Consider the following 16979-nt stretch of genomic DNA (forward strand, 5'->3'; position numbering starts at 1 on the left):
CCGAGCCGCTCCGGGAGGGGTCGCGACCAGGCGGCCCGGCCGCGTCGTCGGGCGTGCCGAGGTCGTGAAGAGGGCCCGGCTTCATCAGGCGGCGGCCTCCGAGGCAAGGCGACCGGCGTGGCCGGTCGCGGTGTGCATCCGGTGACGACACCCGGATTCCGGAAGAGTAAAGGTGCCGGCGTCGGGATCGGGACAATTGCGGTACTCACGGGTAACTCGACGGCTACTCAACTTCACCCGCCCTGGCTACCGGTCCGCTGGCAGTTGCATCGATATGCTGCGCGAATGAGTCGGTGGAGCTTCGTGGGCCGGGCTGAGGAACTCGACCGTCTCCGGTTGGCGGTGACCGGCACCCGGGGCCGGGGCATCTTCTTCACCGGCAGCGCGGGCATCGGCAAGAGCCGGCTGCTGCACGAGGGCGTCGAGGCGCTCCCCGGCGAGGAGTACGCCGTCTGGCGGATCGCGGCCAGCGCGACCACCGCCGCGATGGCCTTCGGCGGCCTGGTCCAGGTGCTCCCCGTCGAGCAGCCGCAGGGCCTGTCCCCGGCGGGCATCCTGCGCTGGGCCGTCGACGTGCTGCAGCAGCAGGCCGCCGGCCGGCGGATCGTGCTCGCGGTCGACGACGCGCACCTGCTCGATCCGCCGTCGGCCGCGCTGGTGCACCTGGTGGCCCGCGCGGAGAACTCCTTCGTGGTCGGCACGCTGCGCGACGGGGAGCAGATCCCGCTGCCGATCCGGGCGCTGTGGACGGACGGGCTGGTCGAGCGTGCCGAGTTGAGCCCGATGACACCGGCCGAGACCAGCGGGCTGCTCGCCGCCATCCTGGGCGGCCAGGTGGACGGCAGCTCCGCCGACCGGCTGGGTCGGCTCAGCGCCGGCAACCCGCTGCTGCTGCGCGAGCTGGTGCACGCCGCCAACAACGGCGGCGAGTTCACCAAGAAGTACGGCGTCTGGGCCTGGACCGGCCGGCTGGAGCTGGCCCCCAGCCTGACCGAGCTGATCGACATCCGGATCGGCCAGCTCACTGCGGGGGTGCGGGCCGTGGTCGAGCTGGTCGCGTTCGGCGAGCCGCTCGGCCTGAGACTGCTGCACCAGGCGGTGGAGACCACCGACGTGGAGTTCGCCGAGGAACGCGGGCTGATCCAGATGGTGGAGTCCGACCGGCGGCTCGACGTGCGGCTGGCCCACCCGCTCTACGGCGAGGTGGTACGCCGGCAGTGCCCGGTCAGTCGTACCCGCCGGTTGCAGGCGCACCTCGCCGATCTGCTGGAGAAGGTCGGCAAGCGACGACGGGAGGACCTCCTGCGGGTCGCGAGGTGGCGGCTGGACTCCGGCACCGCGCAGGACCCGGCGATGCTGATCGCCGCGGCGGGTGAGGCATTCGCGCGCTACGACGTACCGCTGGCGACCCGGCTGGCCCGCGCGGCCCTCGACGCCGGGGGCGGATTCGACGCGGCCGAGTTGCTGGCCACCATCCTGATGTTCGCCGACCGGCCGGCCGAGGCGCTGGGCGTGCTCGACGCCGTCGCCACCGACACCGGCCAGGAGGAGCGGCTCAGCCGGTGGCTGACCGTCCGCGGCATGGTGAGCTACTGGGGGTTGAGCCAGTCGTCGACGGTGGAGGAGATCGCCGCGCAGGGTACGAAGCTGACCGACTCCGCCGCCCAGGCCCGGGTCCGCGCCTTCGAAGCGATCATGCGCCTGCACCGGCTGGACGCACCGACCGCACTGCGGCTCGCCCAGGGCGTCCTGGACCGGCCGGCGGCCAGCGTGGCCGCCCGCGAGCTGGCCCGCTGCACCATCGCCCATCTTCAGGCGGTGCAGGGACAGCTGTACCGCAGCGCCGCGGCGGTGGACCTGGTGCAGGCGAAGGTGGCCAGTTGGCGGGCGGACATGCCGTACCTCCAACTCGCCGTGGAACTGGCCCGGGGCACCCGACTGGCCCTGTCCGGCGACCTGGCCGGCATCGACACGCTGGTCGCCGACGAGTTCGCCGACCTCGCCGACGCGGGTGACTTCCGGCTCGGCACCGGCTACCTGGCGATCCTCCGGGCGTACGCGGCGCGGCTGCGCGGGCGCAGCGACACGGCGCTGCAAGCGGCGCTCGGCGCCTGCGCGGTCCTGGCGACCAGCCGGGTCTATGCGGGACTGGCCCAGGCCGAACGGGCACAGGCCGCCGCGCTGCGCGGCGACGCCCAGCAGGCGGCCGAGGCGATCGCCGAAGCCGACCGGCTCCACTCGCCGAGCATGGGGGTGCTGTATCCGTGGCTGGAACAGGCCCGGGCGGCGGCGCTCGCCGCGGGCGGCGACCTGCCCGGCGCGGTGACCCGGCTGCACGGTCTGGTGGACCGGGTGCGCGCCGACGGGTTCACCGGGCACGAGACCCTGGTGCTGCACGACCTGGTGCGGCTGGGCCAAGCCGGGGCATCGACGGGGCCGAGGTGTTCCGATGGCAGCCGCCGCTCGGTGGCCCAACGGCTCACCGAGCTGTCGGAGCAGGTCGACGGGGAACTGCCGCCGCTGCTGGCCCGGCACGCCCGCGCGGCGGCCGACGGGTCGCCGGAGCAGCTGCTGGCCGCTGCGGACGGTTTCATGGCACTGGGGCTCGCACTCCCGGCCGCCGAGGCCGCGGCCGGCGCCGTGCACCTGCTGCGGCTGCGGCGGTCGCCGGAGGTCGCCGATGCCCGGGAACAGCTCGCCAGCATGCTCGGCTGGTGTGACATGGTGCACACTCCGGCGCTGCGGGCGGCCACCCCGACCCTGACCGAGCGGGAGTGGGAGGTGGCCCGACTCGCGGCGGACGGCGGGACCAGCCGGGCCATCGCCGAGCAGCTGTTTCTCTCCGCCCGCACGGTGGAAAACCACCTGCAGCGCATCTACAGCAAGCTCGGCGTGACCGGCCGGGCCGACCTCAGGGCGGCGCTGCGGACGATCCCGGGCCATGACGGCACGGCGGCGACCTGAACCCTAGGCTGGGGATGTGCACACCCCTCGTCCCGCCCTGTTGACCGATCACTACGAGCTGACCATGGTCAGTGCCGCCCTACGGGACGGCACGGCAGACCGCCGCTGCGTGTTCGAGGTGTTCAGCCGCCGGCTGCCGGCCGGTCGCCGGTACGGCGTGGTCGCCGGCACCGGCCGGCTGGTCGACCTGATCCGCGGGTTCCGCTTCGACCCGGCCGACATCGACTTCCTGCTCCGCACCGGCGTGGTCGACGCGCTGGGCGCCGACTGGCTGGCCGGCTACCGGTTCACCGGCGACGTCGACGGGTACGCCGAGGGTGAGCTGTTCTTCCCCGGCTCGCCGATCCTGACCGTCTCCGGCAGTTTCGCCGAGTGCGTGGTGCTGGAGACGCTGGTGCTGTCGGTGCTCAACCACGACAGCGCGGTGGCCGCCGCCGCGGCGCGGATGGTCACCGCGGCCCGCGGCCGGGCGCTGATCGAGATGGGGTCACGCCGGGCCCACGAGGAGGCGGCGGTCGCGGCGGCCCGCGCCGCCTACCTGGCCGGGTTCCGGTTCACCTCCAACCTGGCCGCCGGCCAGCGGTACGCCGTCCCCACCGCGGGGACCGCCGCGCACGCCTTCACGCTGCTGCACGACGACGAGCGGGCCGCGTTCGCCTCGCAGGTCGCCACGCTGGGCAAGGAGACGACGCTGCTGGTGGACACCTACGACATCAGTCAGGGCATCCGCAGCGCGATCGAGGTGGCCGGGCCGGAGCTGCGGGCGGTCCGGATCGACTCCGGCGACCTGGCCGTGATCGCCCAGCAGTCCCGGCAACTGCTGGACTCGCTCGGCGCCACCGAAACCAAGATCATCGTTTCGGGCGACCTCGACGAGTACGCCATCGCGGCGCTCGCCGCCGAGCCGGTGGACATGTACGGCGCCGGCACCGCCGTGGTGACCGGCTCCGGCGCGCCGACCGCCGGTCTGGTCTACAAGCTGGTCGAGGTCGAGGGCCGTCCGGTGGTCAAGCGGTCCGAACAGAAGGCCACCATCGGCGGTCGCAAGGTCGCCGTCCGCCGGCACAAGCCGACCGGCACCGCGACCGAGGAGGTCGTCGTCCCGCAGGGGGTGCCGGACCGCCGCGCCAACGACCGGTTGCTGCAACGGTCGTACGTCGTGGACGGCGAGCCGGTGATCCTGCCGACGCTGGACGAGTCGCGGGAGCACCTGCGGCAGTGCCTGATCTCCATCCCGTGGGAGGGCCTCAAGCTCTCCGCGGGCGATCCGGCCATCCCGGTCACCGTGGTGCCGGCCTAGTGAGAGGAGTGAAGTCGGTGAGCAACGCGCTGATCGTCGTGGACGTGCAGAAGGACTTCTGCGAGGGCGGCTCGCTGGCCGTGGCCGGCGGTGCGGGTGTCGCGGCCGGGATCTCCCGGTTGCTGGCCGCCGAGCCGGCGCGCTGGGACCACATCGTGGCGACGAAGGACTACCACGTCGACCCCGGCATGCACTTCGCCGACGCGCCGGACTACGTGAGCACCTGGCCCCGGCACTGCGTCGTGGGCACCCCCGGCTCGGAGTTCCATCCCGAGCTGGCCACCGACCGGATCGAGGCGATCTTCCACAAGGGCGAGTACGCCGCCGCGTACTCCGGGTTCGAGGGGCACGCCGACGGTGGCGAGGGCCTGGCCGACTGGCTGCGACGGCACGGCGTGGACCGGGTGGAGATCGTCGGCATCGCCACCGACCACTGCGTGCGGGCCACCGCGTTGGACGCCGCCCGCGAGGGCTTCGCCACCACCGTGCTGCTGGACCTGACCGCGGCCGTCGCGCCGGACACCACCGACGTCGCGCTACGCGCCTTCGAAGGCGCCGGGATCACCACCCACGGCGCTCCTGTGATCAGGGCCGCATGAGCCGATAATCCGTTGGCGAGTGTCGTACCTCCGGTCGAGGATGTCCGGCGGAGGTACGGACCGACGTGAACATGAAGCCTTACCGGGAGGCGCTCGCCCTGCCCGGCCTGCGGTCGCTGCTGCTCGTGGCGGTGCTGGCGCGGGTACCGCTGACCGCGACCGGGGTCACGCTGACGTTCTACGTGGTGCAGGATCTCGGGCGCGGCTACGGCGCGGCCGGGCTGGTCGGTGCCGCGATCACCGTCGGCGCGGCGGTCGGCGGTCCGCTGCTCGGCCGCCTGGTGGACCGTCGCGGCCTGCGTCCCGTCCTCGTCCTCACCGCCGTGGCCGAGGCCATCTTCTGGTCGGCCGCACCGATGCTGTCGTACTTCCTGCTGCTGCCGGCCGCGTTCCTCGCCGGTCTGCTGGCGCTGCCGATCTTCTCGGTGATCCGGCAGTCCGTAGCCGCGCTGGTGCCGGCGGAGCAGCGCCGTCCGGCGTACGCCCTGGACTCGATGTCGGTCGAGCTGTCGTTCATGATCGGCCCCGCCCTGGCCACGGTGGGCGTCACCACCATCTCCGCCCGCCTCACGCTCTACCTGGTCGGCGCCGGCATCGTCGCCGCCGGTGTGGTGTTGTGGCTGCTCGACCCGCCGGTGCGCAGTGCCGGCGAGGCGACGACCGGGCCGCAGCCGCGGATCGCCCGACGGCAGTGGCTCACCTCGCGGCTGGTTGCCGTGTTCGCGGTGAGTGCTGCCGCCACCCTGGTGCTCGGCGGCACCGACGTGGCGGTCATCGCCGTGCTCCGGGAGAACGGTGACGTCGGCTTCACCGGCGCGGTGCTCTCCGTCTGGGCGGTGGCGTCGCTGGTCGGCGGCTTCGCCTACGGCGCCGTCCGCCGTTCGTTCTCCCCGGTGGCGCTGATGGGGGTGCTGAGCCTGTGCACCATCCCGGTCGGGCTGGGCGGCTCGCACTGGTGGCTGCTCTGCCTGGCCCTGATCCCGGCCGGCGCGCTCTGCGCTCCGACGATCGCGGCCACCTCCGACGCGGTGAGCCGGCTCGCCCCGGCCGTCGTCCGCGGTGAGGCGATGGGCCTGCACGGCTCGGCGGTCACCGTCGGCATCGCGGTCGGCGCGCCGCTGGCCGGCGCGGTCATCGACGTCTCGGCGCCGCTGTGGGGTTTCGCGGTCACCGGCGCGATCGGCGCCCTGGTGGCCCTCGCGGTGCTGCCGATCGAGCTGCGCCACCGCCGCGCCGACGTGGCAGCCACCAGCGCGAACACCGGCGGAAACACCGCGCCCGCCCTCACGCCCGCCGCCTCCTGACGCCACCGGCGGCTACCGCGCTCCGGGTTGGCCCGCACCTCGCGGGCGAAGAACCGGGCCGCGGCCACCTTGACCTCCGACCACTACGTTGAGTTGCCGCCGGCCACCGGCGCACCCCTCCCATGCGCCTCCTTTGCTCTGCTTCAACGGACGCAACGAATTACTTTCCGTATATCGGTCTCACTGCCGGTTCCCCACCGCGTCGGCACATCGCAGCAGCTCCTTAGCTGCTGCGTGGATTGAAGCAGAGCAAAGGACCGATAGAGCGATAGATGGAGGCGGGCGGTGACATCACAGAGGGTGACCTCCGCCGGAGAGCATCTTCGTCACGTAGAGTGGACCTCGAACGGGAGGTAGTCGCACCCGCGGCCAGGCGGTCAGGCACGCGAGGCGGGACGGGCGCCGGCCCCCTCAGGAAGGGGACGGCGCCCGTCTTTGCCGCCTGGTGGGTCAGTGCCGGTCGAGGTCGCTGGCGACGTCCTCGGTGTAGCTGGCACCGCCGTCGGATTCCCTGGTCAGCGGCTTGGAGCCGCCCTCGGGCGGGCCGGCCAGGGTGTGCCCGGCGGCCAGCTCGGGGAACTTGTGGTCGAACGCCGGCCGCTCGGAGCGGATCCGCGGCATCCGGTCGAAGTTGCGCAGCGGCGGCGGCGAGCTGGTCGCCCACTCGAGCGAGTTGCCGTGCCCCCACGGGTCGTCGACCTCGACCACCGGGCCGGCCTTGTACGACTTCCAGCAGTTGTAGAGGAACGGCAACGTCGAGATGCCGGTGATGAAGGCGCCGATCGTGGAGACCATGTTCAGCGTGGTGAAGCCGTCGCCGGGCAGGTAGTCGGCGTATCGCCGGGGCATGCCCTCGCTGCCCAGCCAGTGCTGCACCAGGAACGTGGTGTGGAAGCCAATCATGGTCAGCCAGAAGTGAATCTTGCCGAGCCGCTCGTCGAGCATCCGGCCGAACATCTTCGGGAACCAGAAGTAGATGCCGGCGAAGACCGCGAAGACGATCGTGCCGAAGAGCACGTAGTGGAAGTGCGCCACCACGAAGTAGGAGTCGTGCAGGTGGAAGTCGATCGGCGGGGCGGCCAGCAGCACGCCGGTCAGGCCACCGAAGAGGAAGGTGACCAGGAAGCCGACCGACCACAGCATCGGCGTCTCGAAGCTGATCTGGCCCCGCCACATCGTGCCGAGCCAGTTGAAGAACTTCATTCCGGTCGGCACGGCGATCAGGTAGCTCAGGAAGCTGAAGAACGGCAACAGCACCTGGCCGGTGGCGAACATGTGGTGCGCCCACACGCTCATCGACAGGCCGGCGATGGCGATGGTCGCGGCGACCAGGCCCTTGTAGCCGAAGATCGGCTTGCGGGAGAAGACCGGGATGATCTCGCTGATGATGCCGAAGAACGGCAGCGCGATGATGTAGACCTCGGGGTGACCGAAGAACCAGAACAGGTGCTGCCAGAGCATCGGCCCGCCGGTCTCCGGGCTGTACACGTGCGCGCCGAGGAGGCGGTCGGCGGCCAGCGCGAACAGCGCGGCGGCCAGCAGCGGGAAGACCAGGATCACCAGCAGGCTGGTGACCAGCATGTTCCAGGTGAAGATCGGCATCCGGAACATGGTCATGCCCGGCGCGCGCAGGGTCAGGATCGTGGTGATCAGGTTGACCGCGCCCAGGATGGTGCCCAAACCGGAGATGGCCAGCCCGACCACCCACATGTTGGCGCCGACGCCCGGGGCGTGCTCGCTGGTGCTCAGCGGGGTGTATGCGGTCCAACCGAAGTCCGCCGCCCCGCCCGGGGTGAGGAAACCGGCGGTGGCCATGGTGCCGCCGAACAGGTACAGCCAGTAGGCGAAGCTGTTCAGGCGCGGGAACGAGACGTCGGGAGCGCCGATCTGGATGGGCACGACGTAGTTGCCGAACGCGAACACGATGGGCGTCGCGAAGAACAGCAACATGATCGTGCCGTGCATGGTGAACAGCTGGTTGTACTGTTCGGGCGACAGGAACTGCAGCCCGGGCCGGGCCAGTTCGGCCCGCATGATCAGGGCCATCAGGCCACCGATCATGAAGAACACGAACGCCGTGACCATGTACATGATCCCGATTTGCTTCGCGTCCGTGGTCCGCAACAGCCGCGCGATAGCCGACCCCTTGACCGGCTCCCGGACCGGCCAGGGCCGGGTCACGACCGGCTTGGGTGCGACGGTGGTCACGAGTGGCCTCCGGTTCTGGGTTGTCCCGCTCGGCACGCGCTGGCTCGGCGGGCCGTCATCCGCAAGGAGGATAGTCCCCGGCAGGTGACAGCACCGCGTGGGGTCGTCAGCGGTGGATCACAGCGGGCCGAGGAGCAACCGGTAGTGCTCGCCGAAGATGCGGTTGCCGCGACCGCGCAGCAGCGGGTCGCGCAGCGCCGGCGGGACGTCGCGGGTGCGGTTACGGTCCCGGGTCCGGTCCTGCACCCATCGGGTACGCGGCCGGCGGCGGCTCTCGTACGCGGTCAGCGCCGCCTCCACGCTGCCCGCCGCGTGCAGCGACTCGGCGAGCACCACCGCGTCCTCCAGGGCCATCGCGGCGCCCTGCGACAGCGTCGGCGCGGTGGCGTGGGCGGCGTCACCGACCAGCAGCACCCGACCCCGGTACCAGCGTCCGAGTTCGACCTCGTCGGTGGTGCTGGCGCGCACCCCGTCGAGCGCGTCGAGCACCTCCGGCACCGGGCCGCCGTAGTCGCCGAACAGCTCGCGCAGCCGGGCCAGCGGGTCGCTCGGCAGTTCGGTGCCGGCCTCGTCGGCGTAGCAGTGCAGCCGGCCGGCGCCGATCGGCACCACGAGGAAGCCACAGCGCCGCCCGAGCAGGGCGGTCCACTCGTCGATCACCGGGCCGTCGCGTACGACAGCGCGGTAGACCACCTGCCCGGCAGGGCGGGGCGGACCGCCGAGGGCGGCCAGCGCACGGAGTGCGGAGCGCGGCCCGTCGGCGCCGATCACCAGGTCGTACTCGGTCTGGGTGCCGTCGACGAAGGTCACGCCGACGGCCGCCGGCAGCAGGTCGATGGTGCGCACCTCGGCGCCGTGCCGGACCGCGCCACCGGCCCCGCTCAACAGCACCCGGTGCAGGTCGGAGCGGGGCAGCGCGCGACACTCGCCGACCCCGGCCCAGAGCGTGTCGAGGTCGACCTCGCACAGCGGCGCGCCGGCCGAGTCCAGGAAACGTTGCCGGTGGATGACCTGCCCGAAGGGGCGTACCGGGCCGTCGAGGTCCAGCCGGCGCAGCGCGCGGGCCGCGTTGCCCGGCAGGTAGAGGCCGGCGTCGGTGAGGTCTCCCGGCGGCGCCTTGTCCGTGAGGTCGGGCCGGAAGCCGGCCAGGCGCAGCGCCCGGGCCACGGCCAGACCGGCGATGCCCGCGCCGACGACGAGGATGCGCAGGGGGGAGCCACGCATGGGGGTGTACGCCTCCGGGGGGATTCGGCACGCTTTGGAGGCAAGACACTACTCGGCGCAATCGGCGCACACCAGAGGCGACCGGCCGGCCCCGGACCCCCTCGGCGGCGGCTGCTGCCCCCGTCGGCGCTGGCCACCGGCCACCTGGGGACGACCGGGTAGCCGATGGTCCCGTCCGTGACACACGTCATATTCGGCACCATTCGCCCTCACCAGTTGCGCCCTTTGTTTCAAGTATGTAAATGTAACGATGAGCATGGGAGCGCTCCCGAGCCACCCCCGTCGGCGTTGCGTTCCGACCGCTCCGTCCGCATCCGTCCCGGCGTCCAGGTGGACGTCGCAGCGCAAGGAGCATCATGAGACGTCCCCTGCGGGCCATCATGGCCGTCGGCCTGCTCGCCGCCGGCTCGATCGTCGCCGTGGCCCTCGGCGGCACCGCCTCCGCCGACACCCAGATCTGCGACCAGTACGGCAGCACGGTGATCCAGAACCGGTACGTGGTGCAGAACAACCGCTGGGGCACCACCGCCCAGCAGTGCATCAACGTCACCGGGACCGGGTTCGAGATCACCACCCAGAACGGCAGCAGCCCGACCAACGGGGCGCCCACCGCGTACCCGTCGGTCTTCGTCGGCTGCCACTACACCAACTGCTCCCCCGGCACCAACCTGCCGATCCAGGTCAGCCAGATCAGCAGCGCCACCAGCAGCATCAACTACCGGTACGTCAGCGGGGCCACCTACAACGCCTCGTACGACATCTGGCTCGACCCGTCGCCCAAGCGGGACGGGGTGAACCAGATGGAGATCATGATCTGGTTCAACCGGCAGGGCCCGATCCAGCCCATCGGCTCGGCCGTGGGCACGGCCAACATCGCCGGCCGGAGCTGGGAGGTCTGGCGAGGCAACAACGGCGGCAACAACGTCATCTCGTACGTCGCACCGTCAGCGATCACCAGCCTGAACTTCAGCGTGCTGGACTTCATCAACGACACCCGCAACCGGGGCGCGATCACCAACTCCTGGTACCTGACCAGCATCCAGGCCGGCTTCGAGCCCTGGCAGGGCGGCGTCGGCCTGGCGGTGACCAACTTCTCGGCCACGGTCAACGGCGGCGGCAACCCCACCACCCCGCCGCCGAGCAGCCCGCCGCCCACCACGCCCCCGCCGTCGGGTGGCGGCTCGTGCGCGGTGGCCTACACGCCGAACTCGTGGAACAGCGGCTTCACCGCCGACGTGCGGATCACCAACACCGGGTCGAGCACCATCAACGGCTGGACGCTGGCGTACTCGCTGCCCTCCGGCCAGCAGGTGACCAACGCCTGGAACGCCACGGTGAGCCAGAGCGGATCATCGGTGACCGCCCGCAACGTCGGCTACAACGGCACGATCGCCCCCGGCGGCACGGCCAGCTTCGGCTATCAGGGCACGCTGAACGGGGGGTACTCCTCGCCCACCAGCTTTACCCTCAACGGCGCCGCCTGCTCGCGCTCCTGATGGGCTCCGGGTGGGGGTACGGCACGAGCCGCACCCCCACCGCAGGCCAGGCGGTGCCATCCACGAGCGGAAACTGGGAGACCTCGAAGGCGGGGAGGACGACGTGCGTCTGGAGGGGGACGGGGTCGTCCTGCGTCAGTGGTCGGAGCGCGACCTGGCGCAGCTGGTGACGATCTTCGACCACGACGAGATGGCCTACCGCCTGCCAATGGCCTCGCCGTTCGACCTGGCCGCCGCCAAGGCTTACCTGGCCACCGCCCGGCGGGCGCGGGAGGCCGAGGCCCGGATCTACCTCGCGATCACCAGCGGCGACGACCTGGCCCGTGGCGAGATCATGATCAACCTCGCCGCCGGCACGGTCGGCTACGCAGTCGGTCCGGCCTACCGGGGTCGGGGCCTGGCCGGTCGGGCCCTGCGGTTGATCACCGCGTACGCCCACACGGTGGCGGGTCTGCCGGCGGTTTATCTGGAGATCGAGGCGGACAACGCGGGCAGCACGGCCGTGGCGCGGTCAGCCGGCTTCCGGCCGACCGGCGGCGAGCCGGTGTTCGTGGAGGACAAGGGACGGCGCTACGCGCTGCACCGCTGGGCACACACGCGCCAACCACCCCCGCGCCGACCACCCCGGCGCCGGCCACCGGCTGAGGCTGCCATCGGGCACGGCCCGGCTCAGCCGGTGGCCGCCGTGCGTCGGGCGGCGGCAGTGGCGGTGACGGTCAGGACCTGCCGAGGGCGTCGATGTCGCGGATCTCCTCGGCGGTCAGCGAGAAACCGAACACGTCCGCGTTGGCCCGGATCCGCTCCGGGGTAACCGACTTGGGGATCGCCACGATCTCGTGGTCGACGTGCCAGCGCAGCACCACCTGGGCGGGCGAGACGTTGTGCGCGCCGGCGATCCGGGCCAGCACCGGGTCGGACAGATCGCTGGTCTTGAACGGGCTGTAGCCCTCCAGCACCACCCCGCGGTCCCGGTGCTCGGCGTGCCGCCGTCGGTCGTACAGCCATGGGCTCCACTTGATCTGGTTGACCGCCGGATTCTCCTCGGTGGCCTGGATCAGCTCGTCGATCTGGGCGGTGCTGAAGTTGCTGACCCCGACTGCGCGGGCCAGATTCGCGTCGCGGGCCGCGAGCATCTCCCGCCAGACCGGGATCAGGTCGCCGGCATCGCTTGGCGGCCAGTGCACCAGCCACAGGTCGACGTAGTCGACGCCGAGGGCGCGCAGGCTCGCCTCGATCGTCTCCCGTTCCCGGCCGACGCGCTCGGGTGGCAGCTTGGTGGTGATGAAGACGTCCTCCCGGCGCAGCCCGCTCTCGCGTACCGCCCGGCCGACCTCCTCCTCGTTGCCGTACATGGTGGCGGTGTCGAGGTGCCGGTAGCCGGCGTCGAGCGCGGCGAGCACCGCCTTGAAGCCCTCCTCCCCGGTGGCCTGCCAGGTGCCGAAGCCGAGCAGGGGGATCCGGACGTCACCGGGAAGAATGGCGGTCGGGTGGTCAGCATGGTCCATACCGACTGTTCTACCCCTGATGACCGGTGGCATGCCCGTAATCGGGTCCGGCGCCGGGCACACCGGTCCGGTTTGCCGGAGAATACGGGTGTGGCCGACCGGCTGCCGGAGCACCGCCGCAAGCGCGGCGCAGCCGCGCCTGGCGCAGCGTGGACGTGAGCTGAGACGGCGAGGAGCAGCAGCGTGTACCTGACCCACCTCGAATGCCCGCGCTGCGGCCGGGAGCACGACGCCGCCGTACCGCAGAACCTCTGCGGGTGCGGCTCGCCGCTGCTGGCGCGATACGACCTCGCGGCGGCGGCGCGGGTGGTCGAGCCGGAGCGGTTCGGGCTGCGCCCGGCCGACCTGTGGCGCTACCGGGAGCTGCTGCCGGTAACCGACCCGACGTGTGTCACGACGCTCGGCGAGGGGTGGACACCGATGCTGCCGGCCCCGGCCTACGGCGCGGACATCGGGGTCGACGACCTGCTGGTCAAGGACGAGGGCCTGACCCCGACCGGTTCGTTCAAGGCACGCGGGGCCGCCGTCGGCGTGAGCCGGGCCCGCGAGTTGGGCATCCGGCGGATCGCCATGCCGACCAACGGCAACGCGGGCGCCGCCTGGGCCACCTACGCGGCCCGCGCCGGGATGGGCGCCACGATCGCGATGCCGCTGTCGGCGCCGACCATCTGCCGCCGGGAGTGCGTCGCCGCCGGCGCCGACCTGCGCCTGGTGGACGGACTGATCAGCGACGCCGGGCGCCAGGTCGCCGCGCTCGTCGCGGCCTCGGGGGGCACCATCTTCGACGCCGGTACGCTGCGCGAGCCGTACCGCCTGGAGGGCAAGAAGACGATGGGGTACGAGATCGCCGAGCAGTTGGGCTGGCAGGTGCCCGACGTGATCGTCTACCCGACCGGCGGCGGGGTGGGGCTGATCGGCATCCACAAGGCCCTCGGCGAGCTGCGGGAACTGGGCTGGGTCGAGGATCGGCTGCCCCGGCTGGTGGCGGTGCAGTCCACCGGTTGCGCGCCGATCGTGCGCGCCTTCGCCGCCGGGGAGGACCGGGCCCAGCCGTGGGTGGACGCGCACACGGCGGCGTTCGGCATCACCGTCCCCGCCCCGCTGGGCGACGAGCTGATCCTGAGCGCGCTGCGGGCCACCGCCGGCACGGCGATCGCCGTCGACGACGCCGAGATCCTCGCCGACCTGCGGGCTTTCGCCGCCCGGGAGGGCCTGTTGCTCTGCCCGGAGGGGGCGGCCTGCCTGACCGCCACCCGCCAGCTGCGGGCCGGCGGATGGATCCGCGCGGGCGAGCGGGTGGTGGTGCTCAACACCGGGTCGGGCCTGAAGTACCCGGAGACGATCGACGTCACCGGCGTGCCGGTCCTGCCGGGCTGAGGCCGCCGGGCGGACCGGCGCGGGCGGTCAGCCCACGGTGGGGTCGGTCAGCCGCCAGGCGGCGTTGACCAGGCCGATGTGCGACAGCGCCTGCGGCATGTTGCCCCGGTGGGCTCCGCTGCTCAGGTCGATCTGTTCGCTGAACAGCCCGACGTCGTTGGCATGCCCGGTCACCCGCTCGAACAGCCGCGCGGCGCGGTCCCCCTCGCCGGCCAGCACCAGGCACTCCACCAGCCAGAACGAGCAGAGCACGAAGCCGGCCGGGTCGTCGTCCCAGCGGCGGACCAGTCCGCTGTCACCGCCCAGTTCCCGCTCCACCACGGTTATGGTGGCCCGCATTCGCGGGTCGGTGGCCGGCAGGAAGCCCACCACCGGCAGGTACAGGGCCGCGGCGTCCAGCTCGGACGAGCCGAAGGCGCCGGTGAAGACACCCCGGCGCTCGTCGAAGCCCTCGCGGAGCACGGTGGCCCGGATCTCGTCCCGGACCCCTGCCCAGCGCCGAGCATCCGCCCGCTCTCCCAGGTGCGGGGCCAGCCGCACCGCCCTGTCCATCGCCACCCAGCAGAGCACCTTCGACGACAGGTAGTGCCGCTCGCGGTCGCGCGGCTCCCAGATGCCCCGGTCGGGCAGCTGCCAGGTGGCGGCGACCTGTTCGGTCAGGCCCAGCACCAGATCACGCAGCTCGGCGGTGAACTCGTCGCCGAGGTAGTCGCGCAACCGCCAGACCGCCGAGACGATCTCGCCCGGCACGTCGAGCTGCCGCTGCCGCCAGGCGTCGTTGCCGATGCGCACCGGCCGACTGCCGGCGTACCCGCTCAGGTGGGGGCAGGCGTGCTCGGAGACGTCCCGCTCCCCCTCCAGCCCGAACAGCACGGGCACCGGGTCCGCGCCGACCCGGCCGACCGAGCGGGCCACCCAGTCGAACAGCCGGGACGCCTCGGTCGGGCATGCGGCCACCCACAGGGCGCGCATCGTCATCGCGAAGTCACGCAGCCAGGCGAAGCGGTAGTCGTAGTTGCGGTCTCCGCCGAGCCGCTCCGGCAGTGACGTGGTCAGCGCCGCGGCGACCGCGCCGCTGCGGGCGTACGTCAGACCGGTGAGCACCGTCCCGCTGTGCCGCACCACCTCGGGGTACCGGCCCTCGTACCGGTGGCTCTCGCGGAACGCCCGCCAGGCCCGGGTCGTGTCGTCCAGCGCCCGGACCGGATCCAGTTGCGCCGGTGGATCACCGTAGGCGGGCGCGTACGCGAGGTCGAAGCCGAGCACCTGCCCCGCCTCGACCTCGAAGGTGTGCCGGATCCGGTCGTGGTCGGCCCGCAGCCGCAACCCGTCGCAGCGCAGCACCAGCTCGACCGGCCCGGCACCGGCCAGCACCGCACCGTCCGCGCGCTCCCGAAGATACGGCGTGAGCAGGCCGTACTCCGGTCGGGGCCGGCAGTCCACGGCCATCTGCACCCGGCCGGACAACCCCTGCACGACCCTCAGCAACACGGCCGGCGAGCGCAGGCCGAACTCGTGGGCGCGGGCGCCGGGCTCGGCGGCGAGCGCGTCGGTGACCGCGACGCTGCCCTCGGGGGTGTGATGCACGGTGCGCAGCACCAGGGTGTCCGGCTGGTACGACCGCTGCACCCGGTGACCGGTCCGCCGCACGGCGACCGGCGCGAGCCGCCAGTGACCGCCGTCGGGGTCGAGCAGCCGGCCGAAGACCGAGGGCGAGTCGAACCGGTTCGGGCACCACCAGTCGATCGAGCCGTCGCGGCTGACCAGCGCGCCGGAGCGGCAGTCGGAGAGGAACCCGTAGTCGGAGATCGCCGGCTGCTCCATCCGGTGGGCGTACCCGGATCGTCGTTCTCCTCACCGCCGCACCGCCGCACCGCCGACGGTGCGGCGGTCCGCCGGCCCGGACCCCGGGCCGGCGGATGCCCCGTCAGGAGGTCGGGGGCTCGTCCCTGCCGGCTTCCTCGGCGGCGTCGGCCTCCTCCTTGGTCCGGTGGACCGCCTGGTCGGCGTGCTCCGGCGGGCCGTAGACGGTGTAGAGGACCAGCGGGTTCGGCCCGGTGTTGACGAAGTTGTGCCTGGTCCCGGCCGGTACGACCACCAGATCGCCCGGCACCACCTCGCGTTTCTTCCCGGCCACCTGCGCCTCGCCGACGCCGCTGACGAAGGTGAGGATCTGGTCGATGTCCTCGTGGACCTCACTGCCGATCTCCCCGCCCGGCGGAATCGTCATGATCACCAGCTGGGTGTGCTCCCCGGTCCACAGCACGCGCCGGAAGTCCGGGCTCTTCTCGGCGACGGTGGCGATAGTGAAGTGCTCCATGGTCGCTGGATACCCCGTTGCGGGCCCGGCCACGCCATGCTTCGCAAATGGTGGAATACCCCACGGCCGGAGGGTTTGGACCGTCGCCCAGCGGGGATCGACACGAGCGATCGGCTCCGTCCGGTCACGCCAGGTCCCCGCTGACGTACCGCCCTACGGCTGCGGCGGTGGGAGACGGCCGAGCGCGGCGACGTTCGACCCTCGGGTCAACGGCGCCGCGCGCTCGTGTGCGTCGCGGCACCGGGTTGACGTCAGGAGAGCACGGCCAGGTGGAAGGGCCGGTCGGCGGACGTTCCGGCGCCGTCGAAGGTGGTCACGAAGACCGCGTTCGGGATCCCGGTACGGCCGGCGACCGCGACCTGCCCGGCAGGGGCGAGCCCGGCGCTACCCGGCAGGCCGACGGTGCCGACGAAGCTGGCCCCGGTCACGTCCTGGTCGAAGACCACCTGGTACATCCCGGTGCTCAGCCGGTTGGCCGACGCCGCACCCAGTCCCCGGACCAACACGCCATCGGAGTTGACCACCGCGAACAACACCCTCGCGGTCAGGGGCATGCCGGCGCCGGCGCAGGTGGTGTGTTCGGCCTCGGCGCGGGCAGCGGCCTCCTCCGCGGGCACCGGCTGGCCTCTGCTCCTGGCCCTCGCGCTGGACATCGCTCTCCTCCCCAGCCCGGCCGAGCCGT

Annotated in this window: 13 protein-coding genes; 7 read left to right on the forward strand and 6 right to left on the reverse strand. The window is 72.3% G+C overall.

The window, feature by feature from the left end:
• Positions 1-285: 285 nt before the first annotated feature.
• The 4 genes from KIF24_RS23610 to KIF24_RS23625 all read left to right on the forward strand — a co-directional run bounded on the left by KIF24_RS23610 (position 286) and on the right by KIF24_RS23625 (position 6167).
• On the forward strand, positions 286-2964 hold the full coding sequence (locus KIF24_RS23610; protein WP_221085890.1) for a helix-turn-helix transcriptional regulator: 2679 nt from the start codon (positions 286-288) through the stop codon (positions 2962-2964).
• A gap of 16 nt (positions 2965-2980) precedes the next feature.
• Positions 2981-4264, forward strand: coding sequence for a nicotinate phosphoribosyltransferase (locus tag KIF24_RS23615; protein ID WP_221085891.1), 1284 nt, complete (start codon positions 2981-2983; stop codon positions 4262-4264).
• A gap of 17 nt (positions 4265-4281) precedes the next feature.
• Entirely contained in the window at positions 4282-4863 is a 582-nt protein-coding gene (locus tag KIF24_RS23620) for an isochorismatase family protein (protein ID WP_221085892.1), read from the forward strand.
• A 71-nt stretch (positions 4864-4934) separates the two neighbouring features.
• Entirely contained in the window at positions 4935-6167 is a 1233-nt protein-coding gene (locus KIF24_RS23625) for an MFS transporter (protein ID WP_221087520.1), read from the forward strand.
• Between the two features lie 450 nt (positions 6168-6617).
• Here KIF24_RS23625 and ctaD read toward each other — a convergent pair whose 3' ends face one another.
• Together ctaD and KIF24_RS23635 are read right to left on the reverse strand one after the other, a co-directional pair.
• Entirely contained in the window at positions 6618-8375 is a 1758-nt protein-coding gene (gene ctaD / locus KIF24_RS23630) for an aa3-type cytochrome oxidase subunit I (protein ID WP_221085893.1), read from the reverse strand.
• A gap of 117 nt (positions 8376-8492) precedes the next feature.
• Positions 8493-9599 carry an FAD-dependent monooxygenase gene (locus KIF24_RS23635; protein ID WP_221085894.1) on the reverse strand — a complete coding sequence of 369 codons (1107 nt, stop codon included), beginning with the start codon at positions 9597-9599 and terminating at the stop codon, positions 8493-8495.
• 356 nt (positions 9600-9955) lie between these two features.
• Here KIF24_RS23635 and KIF24_RS23640 point away from each other — a divergent pair, with 356 nt between their 5' ends.
• A complete protein-coding gene (locus KIF24_RS23640) occupies positions 9956-11095 on the forward strand; it encodes a GH12 family glycosyl hydrolase domain-containing protein (protein ID WP_221085895.1) in 1140 nt (379 codons plus the stop codon).
• A gap of 103 nt (positions 11096-11198) precedes the next feature.
• Positions 11199-11906: a GNAT family N-acetyltransferase gene (locus KIF24_RS23645; RefSeq protein WP_221085896.1), complete on the forward strand. Its 708-nt coding sequence runs from the start codon at positions 11199-11201 to the stop codon at positions 11904-11906.
• Here the strand turns inward: KIF24_RS23645 and KIF24_RS23650 are convergent.
• Complete coding sequence (locus KIF24_RS23650; protein ID WP_221085897.1) at positions 11812-12600, reverse strand: aldo/keto reductase; 789 nt, start codon at positions 12598-12600, stop codon at positions 11812-11814. The genes KIF24_RS23645 and KIF24_RS23650 overlap by 95 nt on opposite strands.
• 183 nt (positions 12601-12783) lie before the next feature.
• Here KIF24_RS23650 and KIF24_RS23655 point away from each other — a divergent pair, with 183 nt between their 5' ends.
• Complete coding sequence (locus KIF24_RS23655) at positions 12784-13977, forward strand: threonine synthase (RefSeq protein ID WP_221085898.1); 1194 nt, start codon at positions 12784-12786, stop codon at positions 13975-13977.
• Between the two features lie 27 nt (positions 13978-14004).
• On the opposite strand, the gene KIF24_RS23660 is transcribed toward KIF24_RS23655, so the two are convergent.
• The 3 genes from KIF24_RS23660 to KIF24_RS23670 all read right to left on the reverse strand — a co-directional run bounded on the left by KIF24_RS23660 (position 14005) and on the right by KIF24_RS23670 (position 16950).
• The gene (locus KIF24_RS23660; RefSeq protein ID WP_221085899.1) at positions 14005-15801 is read right to left on the reverse strand and encodes a glycoside hydrolase family 15 protein; all 1797 of its coding nucleotides are present in this window, start codon (positions 15799-15801) and stop codon (positions 14005-14007) included.
• 103 nt (positions 15802-15904) lie between these two features.
• Complete coding sequence (locus KIF24_RS23665) at positions 15905-16297, reverse strand: cupin domain-containing protein (RefSeq protein WP_221085900.1); 393 nt, start codon at positions 16295-16297, stop codon at positions 15905-15907.
• 251 nt (positions 16298-16548) lie between these two features.
• Positions 16549-16950, reverse strand: coding sequence for a hypothetical protein (locus tag KIF24_RS23670; protein ID WP_221085901.1), 402 nt, complete (start codon positions 16948-16950; stop codon positions 16549-16551).
• Positions 16951-16979 lie beyond the last annotated feature (29 nt).

The organism is Micromonospora tarapacensis (assembly GCF_019697375.1).
GTDB classification, from domain to species: domain Bacteria; phylum Actinomycetota; class Actinomycetes; order Mycobacteriales; family Micromonosporaceae; genus Micromonospora; species Micromonospora tarapacensis.